The following is a 20316-nucleotide window of genomic DNA, read 5'->3' on the forward strand; positions in this document are numbered from 1 at the left end:
GACTCCTTTCATGCTTCAATAGCAACGGCATGACCTATCCCAGGGATCGATTCGCCCTGCAGCGCTGAAGTGGGACTGTGTAAAGCCCCGCTTCCTATAAGCAAAACACGTTTCAAGGCTCTAGCCCTTAACTTCTGCATTAAATCACCGGCAAAAACAACGGCAGAACAAGCACATCCGCTGCCGCCGGCATGGACATCCTGAGTGGAATCAAAAATCCTGACGCCGCAATCTGTAAATTCCGTCCCTGTATCGACACCGCTTTGTTTGAGAACCTCACTGGCCAGAGCTAGACCAACGGTTCCTAAATCCCCGGAAGCTATGTGATCATAATCCTGCCCTGTACACTGCAAATCATGAAAATGATTAAGAATCGTATCAGCGACTGCCGGAGCCATTGCTGAACCCATATTGCTGGCATCGGTCTCTCCATAATCAATAACTCTTCCAATCGTTGCTGAAGTGATTTTTGGTCCAGCTCCCTTTTTGCCCAGGAGAACACTTCCCGCTCCGGTAACGGTCCATTGAGCACTCATGGCCCTTTGTGTTCCCTGTTCCGTTGGGGCACGAAATTGGCGCTCTGCAGTGTCATGATGACTTGAGACTCCCACAAGCACGTGCTCGGCAAATCCGCCATCAATCATCATACTGCCCAAGGCCAAACTTAAGGCCATGGTAGAACATGCTCCATAAACTCCAATGAAGGGTAAGGCCATTAGCCGAGCAGCAAAATTCGAAGAAACAATCTGATTCAGTAAGTCGCCGGCCAACATAAAGTCAATTTGTTCTTTTCCTATCCCTGCTTGATTGATGCTCCCTTGCAAAGCCTCTTGAAGCATCTTGCTCTCTGCTAATTCCCAAGTTTTTTCACCGTTCAGTTGATCCTGCCAAATTGAGTTAAAGGTTTTGCCAAGGGGGCCTTCTCCTTCTTTCGGTCCAACGACGGCATAAGACGATAAAATAACCGGCGGATTGTCAAACAGCACCGTCTGATTACCCGCTCTTTTTAAACCCATGTCATATGTTCATCCCCATTCATTCACTCATGTCCATAATCCCAAATCTTCGTAGAGCAATTAATCCTCTTGTCTTAATGCAAGAAATAAGCTAGAACGCCAATAATGATGGAGGCGGCAATACCATATACGAGGACAGGACCTGCAACGGTAAACAACTTCGCCCCCACTCCCTGAACGTATCCTTCGCGTTTGAATTCCATCGCCGGTGAAACAATGGAATTGGCAAAACCTGTGACAGGAATAATTGAGCCGGCTCCCCCAAATTTTCCAATCTCATCATAAACTCCAAGCCCAGTGAGCAGGGAACCTAAGAAAATCATCGCAGCAGTGGCAGCATTTGAGGCCTCTTTTGGAGTTAACCCAATCCCGGAAAAAATATTTATAATCACTTGTCCCAAAGCACAAATGAGGCCGCCAACCAAAAAAGCCCTCAAAATATTCTTAGTAAGCGGTGGTTTAGGAGTGTATTTTTGCGCTAGTGCTTTGTATTCTTCAGGTGAGATTGAAATGGCGGGTTTGCGCAGCGTTTGATTAGGCATTCAGCTCCCTCCCTTTATAGACTAATTTGTATTATTAATGAAAACAGTATAAATTATACTTATTATTTCCATTTTTATGCAGATATTTCGACAGAGCTTGCCAAGAATTATTTAAAAAGCATGCAGGAAAATTATGGTTATTAAGCGAAAACATACTTCACCTTTAATTTCTCTATAGTTTCCCAATGAGGCTTGTGCCTTTTGAACACATTTTAGGGGGGATGGTCTTGAACCTTGAAAAAAAGATAGAGCGCCTTACCCTGTTCTTACGTTTAGACGGAGAACTGGATATGCACACATCAGATCTTGTAAGGCAAGCCATAGACATAGAAATTGAGAAAAGGGGGATTCGTACGGTAATTCTCAATCTTCAAAACGTTCAATTCATTGATAGTTCCGGATTAGGTGTTATTTTAGGCCGATATAAAAAGTTACTCTCCTTAGGTGGAAAACTAAAAATTACCAATGTACCCCCGAATGTTTATAAAATCATGGAACTTTCAGGCTTACCGAAAATTATTAACTTTTATGATGATGAGACCCATGCCTATGAGGAAGGAAGGAGAGCATAAATGAAATCAAATCAATTAGCCCTTTCATTTTCGAGCATCGCAGAAAATGTAGGAATTGCGCGGTTGCTCATAGCTTCTGTCGGAGCTCAATTAGATCTGCCTCTTAATGACATTGAAGAACTTAAAGTCGCAGTTTCTGAAGCAGTTTCCAATGCCATCATCCATGGTTACCGCAACAAAGCTAATCATATTGTCTTTCTCGAATTAGAAGTAATGGATGACGCCCTTAAGATTGTTGTTAAGGACGAAGGCTGTGGGATTTCTAATGTTGAGCAAGCCATGCAGCCCGCCTTTAGCACTGATCCGGAACGCATGGGACTGGGCTTCGTCTTTATGCAGTCATTTATGGATGACCTGCAGGTTGACTCAACTGTTGACATCGGAACTACTGTAACCATGAAGAAGCAGCTGAAACAAACCTCCAATGCTTCTCATTAGGGGGGCCGGACATGATTCAACGACTAACGGATATGAATCTTCCTCATTTTCCCCTTCTCTCTGATGAAGAGATGATGGAAAATCTTCATGCTGCTAAGGATGGAGATACAGAAGCAAGAGAACGGTTAATCAATTGCAACTTGAAACTTATATTTAACCTTGTTCAGCGTTTTGCCCATAGAGGTTACGAACTTGAAGATCTTTTTCAAATTGGTACCATTGGTCTAATTAAAGCAATTGATAAATTTGACTTTTCCTATGGTGTCAAATTCTCTACCTATGCGGTGCCAATGATTATTGGAGAAATCAGACGTTTTCTTCGCGATGATCATCCTTTAAAAGTTCCTCGGTCATACAAAGAATTGGTCTATAAAGTTAATCGTGCGCGGGATGAACTTTCTTCCGGCTTAGGCCGAGAGGCGACAATCGGAGAAATTGCCGCCAATATCGGAGTTGATCGAGAGGAGATTGTTGCGGCTTTGGAGGCTATACAAAGCCCTACATCCATCTATGATACACTCTACCAGGATGATTCCGATCCCATCTATGTGCTTGATCAACTTTCAACGGAAAAAGGTGCAGACCCTGGTTGGTTTGATAAAATTGCCTTGAATGAGGTTTTGGATAAACTGCCTGAACGAGAAAAGAATGTTCTTTTAATGCGATTTTTTGAAGATAAAACTCAAAGTCAAATCGCTGCGATCCTGAACCTCTCACAAGTTCAAATCTCCAGAATTGAGAGAGCGGCCCTCATGAGAATCCGCGAATTATCCAAAATTGATGAACGCTCTGACCATACCCCTGCCCCTGATTCAGACTGAGAAACAGCTTCGAAAAAGGAGCCCAGAAGAACCTCGGCTAATAACCGATAACACCTTTAAGAGTACGTGTTACCTGTTCGGCTAAGCTTGCTTTTTCCACAGAATGATCGGCGATAAGATTTACGCTGCTTTGTAAAACATCATTCCGATATAAGAGAATTTCGCCAAGTTTTTGTCCTTTTTTAATAGGAGCACTTATTTCTGGGTTGAGCTTCGTTTCGACCCAGAAATTTTTATCATTTCCTTTTTCGATAGTAGCGCCAAAGGCCTTCTCTGTGACTGCATTTACAGTATCTTCTTTTCCTTTGGCAACTTTAACAACTCCCTCTTTTTGACCCGTTGGAGCAAAGGTTTTAAATTGATATTTGGCAAAGCCATAATTATAGATTTTCATTGATTCCGCGAAATGCCCCCTAACCTGAGGCACCCCCATTACGACACAAATTAAGCGCAGCCCATCTCTCTCAACCGTGGACGCCAGACAATATTTGGCTTCATTGGTCCAACCGGTTTTAAAGCCATCCGTTCCTGGATACCACCAGAGAAGTTTATTCGTATTCCATAATTTAAATTTTCCATCACGCAAATCATATTCTTTGATACTTGTTAATTTTCGAATCAAAGGATATTTAAGAGTTTCTCTGGCAATTACGGCTAAATCATAGGCACTGGTATAATGACCTTCAGCGGGTAATCCATAGGCATTTGCGAAATGAGTGTTTTTCAAACCTAATGCTTGAGCTTTGCGATTCATCTCCTCAACGAAAGCTTCATGAGTTCCGTCAATATGTTCTGCTACAGCGACACAACCGTCATTTGCTGAACCAACAGCAATGGCAATTAACATTTGTTCCAAGGTAAAGGTCTCTCCAGGTTCAAGATAAATTTGTGACCCGCCTAGCTTACAGGCATTCTCGCTTGCCGTAACTTTATCCGTTAGTTTAACCTTCCCAGATTCGACAGCCTCTGCAGCCACTAACAAGGTCATTAGCTTGGTGACGCTTGCCGGAGGCAATTCTTTATGCATATCTTTTTCATAAAGAACTCGTCCTGATGCAGCATCCATCAATACAGCACTCGCGGCCTCCGTTTCAATTTCCGCTCCCATTACAGAAGAAACATTAGCAAAGGCTATATTACCTAGTACAAGCATGAAAGCAAGAACAACTGCTAATCCTTTTCTCATCTTGACTCCTCCTCATTAAATTTGATGTTATTATTCCCGAAAAGAGAAATTATATTGTAATGAGAATTGAAAGCAGCATTAAAATATGTATTACTAAACTAAAAAGCTTGCAAAGGCTAATGACTTACAAAATGGCAAAAGCCTTTAGGCTTGATATATCCCAAAGGCTTTAAAAATTCCTGTTTTATTATTTTTGTTTGTCCAATCGTAGGACTCCCGCTTCTGCAGAGGGGAGTGGTTCCTCAGCTTTAGCGGAACGAGTTCACTATTTTAGTAACGTTTCGAAGGAACTTTCAAATCCTTTAAACCATGCCAGTAACAAGGATTTAGGTAACAAAGACTCAGTGCAGGATATTTTTTATGCCGCAGGACACATCCTCGGAAGACTTGAATTCCCATTTTCTCGCACTCCTCTTTAAAAGCTTGACTCCATGTCTGCTCTTGAAACCAAATCTTTTTTACTCCGGCAAACGAGGCCTCTGTGAGTAGTGACGGCATTTCTTCTGGTAACAAACAAGGTACGATGACCGTTATTTTATCCTTTAGTTCTTGGACACTCGAATATACTTTGCTCCCATCAATTCGCTGCAAACCTTCAGCGACAGGATAAGCTGAACAGCCAAATTCTTTTAGTGCCCGCCAAGCTTTCCAGGCATGTTTGTGAGTTTTAAATTTTTGGGCATTCCCTAAAACCGCAAAAATATCCTCCGTGGTCAGACCTTCGAGAAATGAAAAAATTGTTTTCTCTCGAGCCATAAAATTCCCCCTCCCGATACCCTCTCTATCATATACGCCGGGAAGAGAAATTTATGATTATGCACCTGAAGCCGTTCATTCTCATCGCTATTGGAAAACAAGCTAATTCTTATTGAATAACTTCATAAACGTACTTACTGGGCTTCGGTTTTATATTGCTGAAGGAATATGCCTGTTTCACCATTTCCACAGCTTCTTGATAATCCTTCAGATTTGTATGCAAAATACAAATCGTATCCCCCAAACTAACCTTATCCCCAACTTTCTTCACCATGGTAACTCCCGCCGAAAAATCTATGACATCTTCTTTCTTCTTTCGTCCTGCACCGAGCAGCATAGCAGTAACACCAATTTTTTCAGCATCAATGGCTGAAACATATCCCTTACCTGGGGCTTTAACTTCAATATGGCAGCCGCTTTGGGGAAGTAACATGGGTTCGTCAACAACCTTTGAATTTCCGCCTTGAATTTCTATCAACTCTTTGAACGTTTCAACGGCTCTGCCGGAATGAATGACATGACTAAGTTCCGAATAAGCGGCCTCAAAATCCTTGAAGGCACCTCCTAAGACAGTCATATAAGATGCCAGAGTCAGCGCAATAGTCGTTTCATCGTCTGCTCCTTGTCCCTTCAAGATTTCAATAGCTTCTTTTACCTCATTAGCATTTCCCACTTCATGGCCAAGAGGTTGACTCATATCTGTAACAACGGCAATTGTTTTTCTATTCAGCGATTTCCCGATTTCCACCATCGTCTTAGCTAATTCAATCGCCTCGGGGACGGATTTCATAAAGGCCCCGGAACCAACTTTGACATCCAGCACTATGCAATCAGCGCCAGAGGCTATTTTTTTGCTCATAATGCTGCTGGCGATCAATGGTATGCTGTCAACAGTTGCCGTCACATCTCGAAGGGCATAGATTTTCTTATCCGCGGGCGTCAAATTGGAACTCTGCCCGACAATGGCCATATTATATTTATTGACATTATTTACAAACGTCTCTCTATCCAGCTCTGTCTTAAAGCCTTGTATAGACTCTAATTTGTCTATAGTACCGCCTGTATGTCCCAATCCTCTTCCAGACATTTTAGCAACGGGTACTCCCGCAGATGCAACAAGCGGGATAATAACCAAACTAAGCTTATCACCTACGCCTCCCGAAGAATGTTTATCAACTTTAATCCCCTGAATTGCCGATAAATCGTTTCTATCTCCAGAATCCACAAAGGATAACGTCAGGTCGGCGATTTCTCGTTTATTCATTCCTTTAAAGTAAACAGCCATGAGAAATGCTGACATTTGATAATCAGGAATTTCGTTGTTAACATATCCCTGAACTATATAGGAAATTTCATTGGTATTTAAAGCTTCGCCACGTTTTTTCTTTTGTATCAAATCAACCATTCTCATAAAAATCAAATCACCTCATTTACTGCCGTTTCTCAATCATTTCTAATTTCAGCCAAGAAACTCTTTCCTACTGGAAGAGGATCAAGGCCTAAGTACTCAGCGACAGTCGCCCCCAGATCGGCAAACGTTGATCTCACTCCCAGATTCACTCCATGTTTGACGCTTTGCCCATAAACCAGCAGCGGAACATATTCTCTTGTATGATCAGTTCCCGGGAATGTTGGATCGCAGCCATGATCAGCCGTTATGACCAGCAAATCATCCGGGCGCAGAAGTGCCACTAGTTCCGGCAAACGTTGGTCGAAATCCTTCAAAGCTTGAGCATAACCCTCCACATTATTCCTGTGGCCATACACCATATCAAAGTCTACGAGGTTTGTCATTATCAAACCGTCGTTCGTCTTAGTCATATAGGCCAAAGTATTATCAACGCCATCCATATTGCTCTTCGTTGAACAAAAATCGGTAATCCCCTTACCCGCGTAAATGTCGCGAATTTTTCCAACAGCATTGACTGCGAGACCCTGTTCTGAAATGTATTCTAATAACGTTGTACGAGGTGGTTCCAAGGCAAAATCGTGCCGATTCGAAGTTCGATAAAATTCGCCGACTTGTCCGAGAAATGGACGAGCAATAACCCTCCCTACTTGTAAATCACCAGTTAACATTTCACGAGCAAGCTTACAAAAATGCATTAATTCCGGCAAGGGAACAACTTCTTCATGGGCCGCAACCTGAAATACTGAATCCGCAGAAGTATAGACAATAGGTTTTCCCGTTCTCAGATGTTCTTCACCCAAGCGCTGGATAATTTCTGTTCCTGATGCAACTTCGTTGCCGAGTACACCGCGACCGATTGCCTTCTCGTAACGAGCAATGAACTCCTGCGGGAACCCCTGAGGAAAGGTTGGGAGCGCGTTCTCTAAAATAACTCCCGCTATTTCCCAATGGCCGCTGGTGGTATCCTTGCCTCGAGAAGCCTCTGCCATTTTGCCATAACATCCTTTGGGGTTTGATTGGGCATGCACACCTTTGATCTGGTAAATGTTCCCTAGTCCCAGCGATTCCAGATTAGGGAGTTCCAGCCCCCCCACAGCTTTGGCAATATTATGCAACGTATTGCTTCCTGCGTCTCCATAATTACAGGCATCAGGCATTTCTCCGATACCGACACTGTCTAAGACAATAATAATACTGCGCTTCATAATTCGGCCTCCATCTACACTTTAAATAATTTCAAACTATTGTAATTCATCATTTTTTCGTTCAGCACGCGGATGGGACTTATTAAAAACATCTAACAAGCGTTTTCTTGTTAAATGCGTATAGATCTGAGTTGTAGAAATATCAGTGTGGCCTAATAACTCTTGTACAGAACGCAGATCTGCACCGTGATCCAACAAGTGAGTTGCAAAACTATGCCTAAACATATGAGGCGAAATCCTTTTCTCGAGAGCATGAGACGCTCCCCATTTTTGCAGAATGAAGGTTACTCCTTGACGAGTTAGAGTATGCCCATGCGCATTTACGAATAAGAAATCACTCGCGGTCTTTCCGCACATACGCTTTCTTGCACCATTTATATAACGAGTAATAGCCCGTATCGCCGGTTCTCCCAATGGCACGATCCGTTCCTTATTCCCCTTTCCCAGGCAGCGTATATACCCTACATCCAAGGATACATCTCCGACGCGGAGATTAATTAACTCTGAGACGCGTAAACCGCTTCCATAGAGAATTTCCAAGATTGCCAAATCTCGTGAAGCAGCATCCGTTGTCTCATTCGTTTCTAATAGTTTGGCCATTATTCCTTCAGACAACACTTTGGGAAGAGATTGATTCAGCTTCGGAGTAACAAGATATGTGCTGGGATTGTCACTTCGTTTCCCTTCCTCCATTAAAAAGGCAAAAAAACCTCGCAAGGTCGCATTGCACCTGGCAATACTTCGAGGTGATTTACCCTGTTCTTTCCAGTAAAGCAGAAATAAGAAGAGATCATTAGGCTCGCATCTCAAAACATCGGTTTCCCTCTGCTCAAGGAACACAACAAGCTGGCGCAAATCACGTTCATAAGCCTGACGAGTATTCAAGGAAAGCCCTCGTTCGACATTCAGAAACGTAATATATTGCTGTAAAAACTGTTCTGTGGAGATCATATAATCCCCCCTTTTAAAGTCAAAAATGCATTTAAATTCTACTAAATTCTACATAGATAAGCACTTTTCCTTGTTTACTCGAAATCTTGAGAAAAATTATTACTCTTTCTGAGAGATAGGGAATAATTGCAAAACAGACTTTGTCCATCCGGGCGCTTCAACTTTCATCGGATTTCCCATAGGCTTATCTTCATTATGAAGCAATGATGAAACCCAAATATTACAGACAACTGCAAGTTTCGGGAGCAACACCGCAAGTAAAATCAGGAGGAGAAATACCCGTCCCAAATATAAGAAAAAGTCTCCCCAATGTTTTTTTGGCATAACTCTACCTCCTATCTTTAAAGCTTATGCAACTCACGATTGTCCTTATCCCCCAAAAAATCAGGACCGTGTTTTAGTCGGTCCTAAAAAAAAGAGTGAAATCAAATCACGATTTCACTCGAAGTAACTTTTCAGAATAGTCTGCTTTAACAATGCCGTTCTTGACACCTGCTAGAGCAAAGCTTCTTCTAAAGGCGTATACATAATATTTAATGATTCAGCAACAGCTTTGTAAGTTAATTTACCGTTAATAACATTTATTCCTTTGCGCAGCGAGCGATTTTCTTGGAGTGCCTTAAAATATCCTTTATTTGCAATATCCAAGGCATAACCTAAGGTAACATTGGTCAGCGCAAAAGTCGAAGTTCGGGCGACTGCTCCAGGCATATTAGCGACCGAATAGTGTACCACACCGTGTTTAATATAGACCGGATCACTATGGGTAGTGACTCGATCGATGGTTTCTATGCTGCCTCCTTGGTCAATAGCCACGTCAACAATAACACTTCCGGGAGTCATGGTTTTTACCATTTCTTCCGTAACCAAGTGGGGTGCACGTGCACCAGGAATAAGCACAGCTCCGACAAGCAGATCGGCCCGAGCGACACTGGCAGCAATATTATAAGGGTTCGACATAAGAGTTTTAACTCGCCCGTTAAAAAGATCATCAATTTCGCGAAGCCGTTGAGCGCTTTTTTCAATTAGAATGACATTGGCACCCATTCCAACAGCCATTTTAGCCGCATTTGTACCCACAATTCCTCCGCCGATAATCGTAACTTTAGCCGGCGACACACCAGGAACCCCACCTAACAACATTCCTTTTCCGCCATAATGTTTCTCTAAAAATTGGGCTCCGATTTGAATTGACATTCGCCCGGCCACTTCGCTCATAGGAACGAGCAGAGGCAGAGAGCCATTATCTAACTGAATTGTTTCATAGGCTATCCCAACAACGTGTTTTTCCATAAGTACCCTAGTCAATTCCGGTTCATTAGCAAGATGCAAATAAGTGAATAAAATTTGTCCCGGTTTAAAAAAGTCGTATTCGGGTTCTATCGGTTCCTTAACCTTGATAATCATATCCGCATTCCAAACGTCGGCTGCAGAATCTAAGATTTGGGCACCGGCCTTGACATACTCTTCGTCGGTAATTCCACTACCTTCTCCAGCAGATTTTTCCACAACGACCTGATGTCCGGTCAGAGTAAAAGCATGGACACCCGCAGGAGTAATGGCAACACGGTTCTCATTGTTTTTAATCTCTTTTGGTACTCCAATCAGCATAATGCAAACCTCCATTTTAATCCTAACTTTGCTAATTATAATGCAATTATCATGCCAGAAGCAAGCCGGATCCAAATAGCAAAAGCTTTAACTCTCTCAATAGCTTTCTTTGCTGTCTTTATCCAATCGTTAGACTCCCACTTCTACAAGTGGGAGTGGTTCCCATACCTTGCTTCAGTGGGGGTAGAGTTCCCTGCCGATGCCCCGATGTTCAGCTTTAGCTGAACGAGTTAGCTGACTGTAATCTTTGAATTTTAAAATATTTATGACAATCAGCTGTTGTAAATAACCTGCATTATTTTGCGTGCTTATTTTTGCAATGCAAATTTTTGCAGGTTATTTACAACGTTTTTAAACTTACAACCCCAAAACTCGAGAACCTAACACTGAAAAATACCCTTGGGAAATTCCTACAAATACTGCACCAAGAGAAACAAACGCCGCAGCCACAGTATAATACAAAAACTCTCGGCGCAGCGATTCTCCTCTAGCTTTACCCCTTAATAATAAAAAGGAAAAGATAGTTGCCAAGCCAGCCCCTAATAACAATAATGGGATCCCCATAAGTGCAGGTACTAAAACAGTTACAAGGATTAAGCCAAGGCCCAGCATCCCTTTAAAGCTAATAATAAAACTAACTGTAAAGCCCAGAATAAAACCTCGCGTAAAAACAATGAGATAAATTAACGGGGCCCCAATGATGGTAAGTCCTAGGATCCATATTCCGGCCATGATTATAAATACATCTCTCGCCAATTGTCCGAGAAATACCGGGTTTAAATCAACTGGTTGATTTTTTAGAAGCGTATTGAGAAAATCCCCCAATTGGGAGGAAGCCGAAGTTCCTAAAGCTTTGACTCCCAAAGCGCCAAACACGACACCAGCCAAATAAACGCTCGAAAGCGTTAGATAGATAACCCAGTATTTACAAATATGTTGGCCTAGCTTTTTCCACATAGAAAATCTCCCTCTCCCTTTCTATATGGAATTTTATTCCTATTCAAAGGAAAGTATGTCCAAAACTTTACCAAATACACCCCCGCCGCCAGAGATAAATTTTAAGTCATTGCGCCGAGCTTTTAATATCCAAGCTGTTATTTTCTCACCGGCTACCGGGATTAATTCTTCTTCAGAAACTTCATGCAAAACAGCCATTTCAGTTTTGAACTGATTTAGCAGCCGCTGATACATTTTAGGCCCAATTCCCGGAAGCCTTTGAAGGGGCACCTGATATACATAACGTGAAGGATCATTATCAGTTAAGGTCTTGTCGGCAATGCTTACTACACGATCCAAAACTCCTGTCACTATGTGATGGCTTCCGCAAACGGGACAGGATAATTGGGGCGGAGACGTTAAAGCAACCTGTTCGCAATGCAAGCAGTATGTCCGATGATACTTGCCCACTTTCGGCGGCAAACCAAAATTTCGCACACTTCCTTTGGAATCTATTAACAATAAATCATATAATCCTTGAAAAGAAGATTCGACGCCCTCCAGCAGATTATATTCCCGTGCGATGTTGGTTAAGGAGTGAGCATCTGAATTGCTGAACAAAACCACATTCTCCAGTTCACTGATACTTTTGGCCATAGCTCTATCCGCACTTAAACCAATTTCCAGTCCTCGTGGGAGAATGGGTAAGACATCGGCCAAGCGGCGACAGCAGTTCCCATAGATTCCTTTATGGGGAGTAAAAGCATGAGCTGGAAGCCAAATTCCTTCAGCCTTTCCGACAGCCTCCAGCCACTGTTCAATTTGAAGATGGCCTTTCTGGGTGCTCAACTGCCAATTTTTTGTAGCAGCTCTTATTTCCCGGACGTAGTCTTCCATGTGGCCGAGAGAAGGAAAATAGGCTAAAAAATGTGCGTTCCCTTCTCCAATTTGCAATTCGATTTCATGTCCGGGAATAATTGTTAAACCCTTGGCAGCATATCCACCTTCAGCCAGAGAATGGATCTCCCCCGAAGTGAGCAAGGTTCTGAAATCGTTGCGCACACCCTCCGAATGGGCATCTACAATACCGATCATATTCAGGCCTTTGATATCCCGGGCAACCTCCAGAATATTAGGAAGGGTTAAAGACTTCGAGGCTGTGACTTTTACCAGCTTATTATCAAGACTTTGTCCGATATGAATATGTAAATCCGCATAAATCATTATATATGCTCCTGGACAAGCAAGATTCCAAGTATTGTTTTGGCATCACTAAACTCATTTTGGCGAGCACGTCTTAATGCTTCACTCCAGGGAATTTTCTCCACCATTAAAAACTCGTCATCATCCGTCGACAAAGGATCCCAAACCAAATCTCGAGCTAAAAAAATGTGCATCACCTCATCCGTAAAGCCCGGCGTTGTATAAAAGGTACCCATTAATTCCATGGTTCCCTTATAACCGGTTTCTTCACGCAGTTCGCGAATCGCGCAGTTCAAAGGAGATTCTTGGGGATCAATTTTTCCGGCGGGTATTTCTAACGTTTCACGGGCAATAGGATATCGATATTGACGAACCATAAGGATTTCTTGATCCTGTAAAGCGATAACAGCAACAGCTCCGGGGTGCCTAACAACCTCTCGATATGTCTCACTTCCATTGGGCAAAAGAACTCTATCTCGTTCCAAGCGAAGCATACGCCCCTCAAAGATCACCTCTCCTGCGATACGTGTTTCAGATAATTTTTGCTTATCGTTCATAATTAACCCTTCTTTCAGCACATCTGACACTATTTTATGCCATCTGAGCGACGAATACAAAACAACACACTAATACATCCCACTCTCTTAAAATTCACAACGTAAAATTGATATAATAGTCAGTGACTAATGGCTCACCCGGCTTAAGGTTTTGCAAATGCTAATGCCGCTGCAGAAAGAACTGATAGTTCGTTGCGCAGCGGCATCTCCTTTTCTTTATAAAACTTTCCGAGCCAGCTCAATTCCCAATTCTAAGGCTTGTCGGTTAAGGGGAAGAAGATCATGCCGATACTCCGGCAGGACCTTTTTAAGGGCTTTAACGACTGATTCTAAGCTCACAGCACCTATTATCTGAATATATGCCCCAAGTATTATCATGTTCGCCACCCGAGAATTGTTAAGTTTTTCGCTGGCGATGTCGACGGAGGGGATCTTGAAAACATTAACATCTTGTCGTTGTGGTTCCAAGTCAATAAGCGAAGAATTGAGAAGCAGCCACCCTCCAGGCTGGATATCTTTTTCAAATTTTTCTAGGGATGGACGATTGAGAACGATGAGGGTATTCGGTTCTGTAATGATCGGAGAGCTGACTTCTTTATCAGATATTGTAACCGAGCAATTTGCCGTTCCTCCTCTCATTTCCGGTCCGTATGAAGGAATCCAGCTGACATATTTGTTTTCTTCAAGCCCGGCATAGGCCAGCAATTGTCCCATCGACATAACCCCTTGCCCACCGAAACCCGCTAGGATAATTTCTTGCAGCATTAGATTTCTCCCTCCTCAGGCGTTTTTTTAACACCGAGAGGATAAACAGGAATCATTTTATCAGCTAACCATTTTAACGCTTCTCTTGGACTCAAACCCCAGTTGGTAGGACAGGTTGACAAAACTTCTATCAAGGTAAACCCACGCCCTGCCTGCTGAAGTTCGAAGGCCTTTTTAATAGCCTTTTTGGCTTTACTGACCTCTTGCGGGTTATGCACAGAAACTCGGGCAATGAAGACAGCCCCATCAATGGTCGCAAGCATTTCTGACATCCGTATAGGATATCCTTGAAGCGAAGGATCTCTCCCTTGGGGAGAGGTCTGGCTTACCTGTTCTAACAACGTCGTCGGGGCCATTTGTCCTCCTGTCATCCCGTAAATCGCATTATTAACAAAAATTGTCGTAAAATTTTCCCCTCTGGCGGCGGAATGGATTATTTCAGCAGTTCCGATAGAAGCCAGATCGCCATCGCCCTGATAGGTAAAAACTACCTTATCACGATTGACTCGTTTTATTCCAGTAGCAACGGCAGGGGCCCTGCCATGTGCAGCTTGCTGCATATCCAGATTAAAGTAGTTGTAAGCCAAAACCGAGCATCCGACAGGAGAAACTCCAATGGTTTTTTCACGTACTCCAAGCTCGTCGATAACTTCGGCAACGAGGCGATGAATAATCCCATGAGTGCATCCTGGACAATAATGAGTCTTTGCAGAGGTTAGTGATTTCGGTCGTTCAAAAACGGTAATCATACCTTTTCACCCTCCCCTTGAAGGTTCGCCAGGACTTCAATTTTCGCTAAAATATCACGGGTTGTCGGAATCATGCCTCCGACACGTCCGCAATAATGAACAGGTACTTTAAATTCCAAGTTATAGCGAACATCCTCGATAAGCTGCCCCAAACTCATCTCGACGGTTATAACATGATTGGCTTGGCGGCAGGCCTTTTGCAGATCATCTTTAGGAAATGGAAATAACGTAATCGGTCGGAACAACCCGACTTTTAACCCCCTCCCTCTTCCTTGATCTACAACCGCTTTAGCCACGCGTGCAGCAGATCCATAACCAACAAGGACTAATTCTGCATCCTCTGTTTTATAAGTTTCTCCCATAGATTCATGACGCATCTGTTCATATTTGTTGCGGAGATGCAGATTATGTTTCTCTAATTCCAACGGATCCAGATAAAGTGAATTAATAATATTAGGGGTTCTGCCCTTTGCTCCCGTAGTCGACCAAGGCTTAGAAGGTATTTTTAAGCTTAGATCTTCAGACGGTAATTCAACAGCTTCCATCATTTGACCAAGAATCCCATCTCCTAAAATCATTACCGGATTGCGATATTCATCGGCTAAGTCAAAGGCCTTGCCCATCAAATCCACCATTTCTTGAATTGTCGCCGGAGCTAAAACCAGCAAGCGATAATCCCCATGTCCGCCGCCTTTGACTGCTTGAAAATAGTCCGATTGAGCCGGTTGAATACCACCCAGCCCCGGCCCGCCCCGTTGCATATTGACGATAACGCAAGGAAGTTCAGCTCCGGCAATGTAGGATATTCCTTCTTGTTTAAGACTTATCCCCGGTCCTGAAGAAGAAGTCATAACCCGTGCCCCGCTCCCTGCGGCACCATAAACCATATTAATGGCCGCAATTTCAGATTCTGCTTGAACAAAAACCCCGCCTACTTCAGGAAGCCGCTTGGCTAAATAATGAGGAATTTCATTTTGTGGAGTAATTGGGTAGCCAAAAAAGTACCGGCAGCCGGCACGAACCGCCGCTTCAGCCAAGGCTTCATTCCCTTTCATAAGGACTTTAACCATTCTCCTTTTCCTCCTTTCGTACCGTGATTACAACATCCGGACACATTCTGGCGCAGAACCCACAGGAAATACACTTTTCCTGATCAAGTACCGTGGCAGGATGAAAACCCATAGCGTTCAGATGCCCCGCCATACTCACAATATGTTTGGGACAGGCCTCCAGACAAAGTTCACACCCCTTACAACGATCCTCATCGAACTCAACTTTAAGCATAGTTTCCCTCCTTTACGAAATCTCAAGGGAGGTTGGTAATCCAAAACATCTACCTATTGTCTTAAATAAGTAGAACGAATTTGTCCTAAACGCCGTATTCTTTCTTCGGCCAAATGATCGGCGGCTTTATAGGTTGGAATATTCATTTCCTTAGCTATTTTTAAAACTTTTTCTACATTATCGTAAACCATATCCACCTTCTGCAAAGCCCTTTCAGAATTATATCCTTCTAACTCATCGGCTACGTTTATGACTCCGCCAGAATTAATGACATAATCCGGCGCATAGAGAATCCCTAATTCGTGAAGCTTGTCGCCATGGCGTTCTTCCAAAAGCACGTTGTTTGCGGCCCCGGCAATAATTGCGAATTTAAAACGAGGTATTGTTTCATCGTTAACAACAGCACCCATAGCGCAAGGGGCAAATATATCAGCCTCAACGCCAAAAATTTCATCAGGCCCCACGACGGTTGCTTCCAGCTCATTGAGTACTCGTTTAATTGCATCCTCATGGATATCCGTCACTATGAGTTTAGCCCCTTCGTCCTGTAAATGCTTGGCCAAATAGTACCCAACATGCCCCAGCCCTTGGATAGCTACCTTTTTTCCTTGAAGTGAATCGTTACCGAACTTCTCTTTCGCCGCGGCTTTCATCCCTCTCCATACTCCCCTTGCTGTCATCGGGGACGGATCACCCGATGCTCCAGAAGCGGACACCCCTGTTACGAAATTCGTTTCAAGATGTACCCAATCCATATCTCGAACTGTTGTACCTACATCTTCTGCCGTGATATATCGGCCGTTTAAAGATTGTACATATCGTCCAAAGGCTCGAAAGAGTTCTTCACTTTTTTGAGTGCGAGAATCCCCAATAATAACGGTTTTACCACCACCGAGATTAAGTCCGGCAGCAGCATTTTTGTATGTCATCCCTCGGGCGAGTCTCAAAGCATCAAGGATTGCCTCCTCTTCGCTGGCATAATTCCACATTCTTGTTCCCCCAAGTGCGGGGCCTAAGGTCGTATCATGAATACAAATAATTGCTTTAAGTCCCGAAGTTCGATCCTGACAAACGATTAATTGTTCATAATCATACGTTTCTAAATATCGAAAAATATCCAATGTCTTTTCCTCCTTTATGTCATTTCGCATTCAAACACTTGATTAAATGATTTGCAATAGAAATGCCAGAAGTAATCCAATATTTCAAATTTTTAAATTATTTTTACACCCTTTCAAAACTCAGTATTGATGCGGATTACACCGCATGAATGCTTCTGATTAAGGCACATTAGTTTCCCATGGCAAGAACCAATTACTGCAAAAAAATTCATGCTTGCAATTATATGCAAGCATGTTTCTTCAACTACATTTTGCAATATTTTTCAATGTTTTAAATTAGAGCATGTCGTTCTAACTTATAATAAAAGTTTCGAATTGACATTTGCAGCAATTTAGCGGCTTTTGTTTTATTTCCACCGGTTCTTTGCAACGTCGCCAGAAGTAAATTCCGTTCCCACTGTCTCTGCAAAGCCTCAAATCCTATATCTTCTTCCCCAACTGTAATATCTTGAACTTCAAGCATCTTTAGATCCATGATATTGCTGTTGGGAAGCGGCAAAACCGGCAAATGCAGCAATTCAATAACAGTTTCATTGATCCTCATATTAATAATTGCACGGCCTAAAATATTTTCCAATTCGCGAATATTACCCGGCCAATGATAATTCAACAAAATTTGCAGGGCATCATCACCAATTCTTTCAACACATCGGCCATATTCCTGATTAAAGCTGGCAATCAAATGATGAACTAACAAGGGAATGTCATCCTTACGCTGTCGTAAAGGGGGAATAATAACTGGAACAACATTTAAACGGTAGTATAAATCTTCGCGAAATCTCCCAGTTCTAAGCTCGGCTTCAAGATTAGCATTAGTCGCTGCGATAACACGGACATCAACATGAAAGGCCCGATTGTCTCCAACTCTAACAATTTCACGCTCCTGGAGTACTCTCAGCAACTTAGCTTGCAGATTAAGACTAATCTCCCCAATTTCATCAAGAAAAATAGTTCCTCCATTAGCTTCTTCAAACAGCCCTATTTTTCCGCCCCGTTTAGCACCTGTAAAGGCACCTTCGACATAACCAAACAACTCACTTTCGAGTAAGTTGTCCGCCAAAGCTGCGCAGTTGACACGAATAAATTGACCTTTCTGCCGGTCACTTGAACGATGAATCGCATGAGCAAACAATTCTTTCCCAGTTCCGCTCTCTCCTCGCAGCAGCACTGTCGCCGGCGTTGCAGCAGCACGTTCCGCCTGAGCAATCGTCGCCCTAATGGCTTCGCTGTCACCGATAATATCGCTGAAGGTATACTTGGCTTCTAAGTGCCGGATAATCCGTTTTGCTCTCTCTAGTTCTTCGGAGAGTTTATGAATTTCGGAAATATCGTGGAGAACTCCCACAGTACCTCGAAATTGTCCCGATACCATAATGGGGGCAACATTGACAATTACTTCTTTTCGCTTAGGGCCTACTTTCATAATTACTCCCTTGACAGGCTGGCGAGTTTTGGCTACCTTAAGATGCATACTTTCTCCCTCAGCAATATCAACAGTCGGAGGTTTGCCTACGATCTCTTCGGCGGTAAATCCGGTTAATCGAGTATATGCTTGATTTATTAAAAATCCCAAGCCGTTTTCGTCAACGACTGAAATGGCATCTTGCGTAGAATCAATAATTGCAGTCAAAAGAATCTTAAGTTCCTGCAAAGAATGAACCTTCGCCTTGAGAATTTCGTGTTCAGTCATGTCTTGCAAAAAAGCAACAGCGCCGGTAACTCTTCCCTGCTCGTCTTTAAAAGGGGCCCGACTAGCTATAAACATTTTGCTTCCTATCCGGCTAAATCTATTAAACTCCATCCTCTGAGAATCTCTGATCGAAGGCAAAGGATCATCGGGTAGTATCTGCCATAAATCTTTACCTATAATCTCTTCAGGGGTAAACCCTAAAAAGTTGGCTGCTTGGGAATTACAGATAACAATTTCATTTAATAAGTTTATTCCTATAATTGCTTGTTTCATTTCGGCAGCCATTTTCTCAAGCTCACGACGTCTGAACATGCCCTACCTCCTTTTAATCCGTTCCACCAGTAATCTTAGTATTATTTATCAGAAAAAACAGTATCTTAATAACTATTCCAAATATTCGGCAAAAGTTTTGCAAAATCCTGCTTTGCAGATTATTGCAAACACCATTCCATTACAAAACAAAAAACCTCCCCAGTCATACCAAAAATATGAAGGAAGGTGTTTCAGAAGATAGAATATTTTTTAAATTAGCAAGCATAGAAACTTAATACATCATCGACATGCGAAGCTTATCAGCAACCATTGCCACGAACTCGGAATTCGTTGGCTTGCCGCGGTCAATGTTAATGGTATAGCCAAAAAAGCGATTCATAAAATCTACATTTCCCCGATCCCAAGCCAATTCAATGGCATGACGGATTGCTCTTTCCACACGGCTGGGAGTCGTTTGGTATTTCTCCGCAATCATCGGATAAAGTTCTTTGGTAACAGCTCCAAGTAAGGAAACTTCTTGTACCACACTCACAATTGCATCTCTTAAATATTGATAACCCTTAACATGAGCTGGAACACCCATTTGATGTATCATGCGAGTAACTTCCACTTCAAGATTCTTGGAGGTCGGCGGAAGGATACTTGGGGATATTTGGGAATTACTAACAATTTTATTATTTGAAGTCGGATTTAAAAGTTGGACAGAACTAAGAGTATCCGGAAAATCATCTTGCAATTGGCGAATGCGCTTTCCTAAGGTTTCCAAATCAAAAGGCTTAAGTATGTAATAGTTAGCTCCTAAATTAACCGCTCTTTGAGTCATGGATTCCTGACCAAAGGCAGTTAAGATAATGATTTTCGGTCTGGGAGTTAGAACCTGAAGTTTTTCCAAAACTCCTAAGCCGTCTAAATGAGGCATTATAATATCTAAAAGTACTACATGGGGTTCTTCACGAGCAATTAATTCAAGGGCCTCATTTCCGTGATAAGCTACTCCAACAAGAGTCATATCTTCTTGTCGTTCAATAAATTCTTTAACGATTTCAACAAATTCCCGGTTGTCATCTGCTAATAAGACTCGTATAGGCCTTTGCATCCCAGGATCCTCCTCATTCTCGATAAATTATGTAACTTATAATTTCGACAATTGTTTTCTAGACTCCTTCTTTATTATGATAAATATAGAAAAAAAGAAGTGACTGTCTGGCCACTTCTTTACTAGTGATGAA

Annotated in this window: 22 protein-coding genes; 3 read left to right on the forward strand and 19 right to left on the reverse strand. The window is 42.6% G+C overall.

Features of this window, described 5'->3' with window-relative positions:
- Nucleotides 1-8 precede the first annotated feature (8 nt).
- Together spoVAD and spoVAC are read right to left on the reverse strand one after the other, a co-directional pair.
- A complete protein-coding gene (gene spoVAD / locus B5771_RS09125; protein WP_088187247.1) occupies nt 9-1016 on the reverse strand; it encodes a stage V sporulation protein AD in 1008 nt (335 codons plus the stop codon).
- A gap of 74 nt (nt 1017-1090) precedes the next feature.
- Nucleotides 1091-1558 carry a stage V sporulation protein AC gene (gene spoVAC / locus B5771_RS09130; RefSeq protein WP_088187248.1) on the reverse strand — a complete coding sequence of 156 codons (468 nt, stop codon included), beginning with the start codon at nt 1556-1558 and terminating at the stop codon, nt 1091-1093.
- A 227-nt stretch (nt 1559-1785) separates the two neighbouring features.
- On the opposite strand from spoVAC, the gene spoIIAA reads away from it, so the two are divergent.
- Genes spoIIAA through sigF form a run of 3 tightly spaced genes read left to right on the forward strand, consistent with a single transcriptional unit; the run spans nt 1786 to nt 3389 of the window.
- Nucleotides 1786-2130, forward strand: coding sequence for an anti-sigma F factor antagonist (gene spoIIAA / locus B5771_RS09135; RefSeq protein WP_047809516.1), 345 nt, complete (start codon nt 1786-1788; stop codon nt 2128-2130).
- Nucleotides 2131-2568 (forward strand): anti-sigma F factor, encoded by a 438-nt coding sequence (spoIIAB, locus tag B5771_RS09140; RefSeq protein WP_088187249.1) that lies wholly within the window; start codon nt 2131-2133, stop codon nt 2566-2568.
- Between the two features lie 11 nt (nt 2569-2579).
- Nucleotides 2580-3389, forward strand: a complete 810-nt coding sequence (sigF, locus tag B5771_RS09145) for an RNA polymerase sporulation sigma factor SigF (RefSeq protein WP_088187250.1) — start codon at nt 2580-2582, stop codon at nt 3387-3389.
- Between the two features lie 37 nt (nt 3390-3426).
- Here the strand turns inward: sigF and B5771_RS09150 are convergent, their stop codons facing one another.
- From B5771_RS09150 to spo0A, 17 genes are all read right to left on the reverse strand, one after another.
- Nucleotides 3427-4575, reverse strand: coding sequence for a D-alanyl-D-alanine carboxypeptidase family protein (locus tag B5771_RS09150; RefSeq protein WP_088187251.1), 1149 nt, complete (start codon nt 4573-4575; stop codon nt 3427-3429).
- Nucleotides 4576-4845: 270 nt separating this feature from the next.
- On the reverse strand, nt 4846-5331 hold the full coding sequence (locus B5771_RS09155) for a CoA-binding protein (RefSeq protein WP_088187252.1): 486 nt from the start codon (nt 5329-5331) through the stop codon (nt 4846-4848).
- 109 nt (nt 5332-5440) lie between these two features.
- Nucleotides 5441-6742, reverse strand: coding sequence for a pyrimidine-nucleoside phosphorylase (locus B5771_RS09160; protein WP_088187253.1), 1302 nt, complete (start codon nt 6740-6742; stop codon nt 5441-5443).
- A 32-nt stretch (nt 6743-6774) separates the two neighbouring features.
- A complete protein-coding gene (locus B5771_RS09165) occupies nt 6775-7947 on the reverse strand; it encodes a phosphopentomutase (protein WP_088187254.1) in 1173 nt (390 codons plus the stop codon).
- A 36-nt stretch (nt 7948-7983) separates the two neighbouring features.
- Entirely contained in the window at nt 7984-8898 is a 915-nt protein-coding gene (gene xerD / locus B5771_RS09170; RefSeq protein ID WP_088187255.1) for a site-specific tyrosine recombinase XerD, read from the reverse strand.
- 99 nt (nt 8899-8997) lie between these two features.
- Complete coding sequence (locus B5771_RS09175; protein WP_047809524.1) at nt 8998-9222, reverse strand: hypothetical protein; 225 nt, start codon at nt 9220-9222, stop codon at nt 8998-9000.
- A gap of 171 nt (nt 9223-9393) precedes the next feature.
- The gene (gene ald / locus B5771_RS09180) at nt 9394-10509 is read right to left on the reverse strand and encodes an alanine dehydrogenase (RefSeq protein ID WP_088187256.1); all 1116 of its coding nucleotides are present in this window, start codon (nt 10507-10509) and stop codon (nt 9394-9396) included.
- A gap of 357 nt (nt 10510-10866) precedes the next feature.
- Complete coding sequence (locus B5771_RS09185; RefSeq protein WP_088187257.1) at nt 10867-11466, reverse strand: stage II sporulation protein M; 600 nt, start codon at nt 11464-11466, stop codon at nt 10867-10869.
- 39 nt (nt 11467-11505) lie between these two features.
- Entirely contained in the window at nt 11506-12669 is a 1164-nt protein-coding gene (locus B5771_RS09190; protein ID WP_088187258.1) for an endonuclease Q family protein, read from the reverse strand.
- Nucleotides 12669-13205 (reverse strand): NUDIX hydrolase, encoded by a 537-nt coding sequence (locus B5771_RS09195; protein WP_088187259.1) that lies wholly within the window; start codon nt 13203-13205, stop codon nt 12669-12671. The genes B5771_RS09190 and B5771_RS09195 overlap by 1 nt, the downstream gene beginning before the upstream one ends.
- A 216-nt stretch (nt 13206-13421) precedes the next feature.
- Entirely contained in the window at nt 13422-13970 is a 549-nt protein-coding gene (locus B5771_RS09200) for a 2-oxoacid:acceptor oxidoreductase family protein (RefSeq protein WP_088187260.1), read from the reverse strand.
- Complete coding sequence (locus tag B5771_RS09205) at nt 13970-14719, reverse strand: thiamine pyrophosphate-dependent enzyme (protein WP_088187261.1); 750 nt, start codon at nt 14717-14719, stop codon at nt 13970-13972. The genes B5771_RS09200 and B5771_RS09205 overlap by 1 nt, the downstream gene beginning before the upstream one ends.
- Nucleotides 14716-15789: a 3-methyl-2-oxobutanoate dehydrogenase subunit VorB gene (locus tag B5771_RS09210; RefSeq protein WP_088187262.1), complete on the reverse strand. Its 1074-nt coding sequence runs from the start codon at nt 15787-15789 to the stop codon at nt 14716-14718. Before B5771_RS09210 ends, B5771_RS09205 begins: the two co-directional genes overlap by 4 nt.
- Nucleotides 15782-16003 carry a 4Fe-4S dicluster domain-containing protein gene (locus tag B5771_RS09215; protein WP_047809531.1) on the reverse strand — a complete coding sequence of 74 codons (222 nt, stop codon included), beginning with the start codon at nt 16001-16003 and terminating at the stop codon, nt 15782-15784. Before B5771_RS09215 ends, B5771_RS09210 begins: the two co-directional genes overlap by 8 nt.
- A gap of 53 nt (nt 16004-16056) precedes the next feature.
- The gene (locus B5771_RS09220) at nt 16057-17124 is read right to left on the reverse strand and encodes a Glu/Leu/Phe/Val dehydrogenase (protein ID WP_088187263.1); all 1068 of its coding nucleotides are present in this window, start codon (nt 17122-17124) and stop codon (nt 16057-16059) included.
- Nucleotides 17125-17395: 271 nt separating this feature from the next.
- Nucleotides 17396-19126 carry a sigma-54-dependent Fis family transcriptional regulator gene (locus B5771_RS09225; protein ID WP_088187264.1) on the reverse strand — a complete coding sequence of 577 codons (1731 nt, stop codon included), beginning with the start codon at nt 19124-19126 and terminating at the stop codon, nt 17396-17398.
- 232 nt (nt 19127-19358) lie between these two features.
- Complete coding sequence (spo0A, locus tag B5771_RS09230) at nt 19359-20183, reverse strand: sporulation transcription factor Spo0A (protein WP_088187265.1); 825 nt, start codon at nt 20181-20183, stop codon at nt 19359-19361.
- Nucleotides 20184-20316 lie beyond the last annotated feature (133 nt).

The organism is Desulfosporosinus sp. FKA (genome assembly GCF_002196785.1).
Taxonomy (GTDB): domain Bacteria; phylum Bacillota; class Desulfitobacteriia; order Desulfitobacteriales; family Desulfitobacteriaceae; genus Desulfosporosinus; species Desulfosporosinus acididurans.

What these genes read in the sequence shown, in the direction of transcription:
- spoVAD (WP_088187247.1), bottom strand. Translation starts at nt 1,016, where the DNA reads ATGGGTTTAAAAAGAGCGGGTAATCAGACGGTGCTGTTTGACAATCCG.
- spoVAC (WP_088187248.1), bottom strand. Translation starts at nt 1,558, where the DNA reads ATGCCTAATCAAACGCTGCGCAAACCCGCCATTTCAATCTCACCTGAA.
- spoIIAB (WP_088187249.1), top strand. Translation starts at nt 2,131, where the DNA reads ATGAAATCAAATCAATTAGCCCTTTCATTTTCGAGCATCGCAGAAAAT.
- sigF (WP_088187250.1), top strand. Translation starts at nt 2,580, where the DNA reads ATGATTCAACGACTAACGGATATGAATCTTCCTCATTTTCCCCTTCTC.
- B5771_RS09150 (WP_088187251.1), bottom strand. Translation starts at nt 4,575, where the DNA reads ATGAGAAAAGGATTAGCAGTTGTTCTTGCTTTCATGCTTGTACTAGGT.
- B5771_RS09155 (WP_088187252.1), bottom strand. Translation starts at nt 5,331, where the DNA reads ATGGCTCGAGAGAAAACAATTTTTTCATTTCTCGAAGGTCTGACCACG.
- B5771_RS09160 (WP_088187253.1), bottom strand. Translation starts at nt 6,742, where the DNA reads ATGAGAATGGTTGATTTGATACAAAAGAAAAAACGTGGCGAAGCTTTA.
- B5771_RS09165 (WP_088187254.1), bottom strand. Translation starts at nt 7,947, where the DNA reads ATGAAGCGCAGTATTATTATTGTCTTAGACAGTGTCGGTATCGGAGAA.
- xerD (WP_088187255.1), bottom strand. Translation starts at nt 8,898, where the DNA reads ATGATCTCCACAGAACAGTTTTTACAGCAATATATTACGTTTCTGAAT.
- B5771_RS09175 (WP_047809524.1), bottom strand. Translation starts at nt 9,222, where the DNA reads ATGCCAAAAAAACATTGGGGAGACTTTTTCTTATATTTGGGACGGGTA.
- ald (WP_088187256.1), bottom strand. Translation starts at nt 10,509, where the DNA reads ATGCTGATTGGAGTACCAAAAGAGATTAAAAACAATGAGAACCGTGTT.
- B5771_RS09185 (WP_088187257.1), bottom strand. Translation starts at nt 11,466, where the DNA reads ATGTGGAAAAAGCTAGGCCAACATATTTGTAAATACTGGGTTATCTAT.
- B5771_RS09190 (WP_088187258.1), bottom strand. Translation starts at nt 12,669, where the DNA reads ATGATTTATGCGGATTTACATATTCATATCGGACAAAGTCTTGATAAT.
- B5771_RS09195 (WP_088187259.1), bottom strand. Translation starts at nt 13,205, where the DNA reads ATGAACGATAAGCAAAAATTATCTGAAACACGTATCGCAGGAGAGGTG.
- B5771_RS09200 (WP_088187260.1), bottom strand. Translation starts at nt 13,970, where the DNA reads ATGCTGCAAGAAATTATCCTAGCGGGTTTCGGTGGGCAAGGGGTTATG.
- B5771_RS09205 (WP_088187261.1), bottom strand. Translation starts at nt 14,719, where the DNA reads ATGATTACCGTTTTTGAACGACCGAAATCACTAACCTCTGCAAAGACT.
- B5771_RS09210 (WP_088187262.1), bottom strand. Translation starts at nt 15,789, where the DNA reads ATGGTTAAAGTCCTTATGAAAGGGAATGAAGCCTTGGCTGAAGCGGCG.
- B5771_RS09215 (WP_047809531.1), bottom strand. Translation starts at nt 16,003, where the DNA reads ATGCTTAAAGTTGAGTTCGATGAGGATCGTTGTAAGGGGTGTGAACTT.
- B5771_RS09225 (WP_088187264.1), bottom strand. Translation starts at nt 19,126, where the DNA reads ATGTTCAGACGTCGTGAGCTTGAGAAAATGGCTGCCGAAATGAAACAA.
- spo0A (WP_088187265.1), bottom strand. Translation starts at nt 20,183, where the DNA reads ATGCAAAGGCCTATACGAGTCTTATTAGCAGATGACAACCGGGAATTT.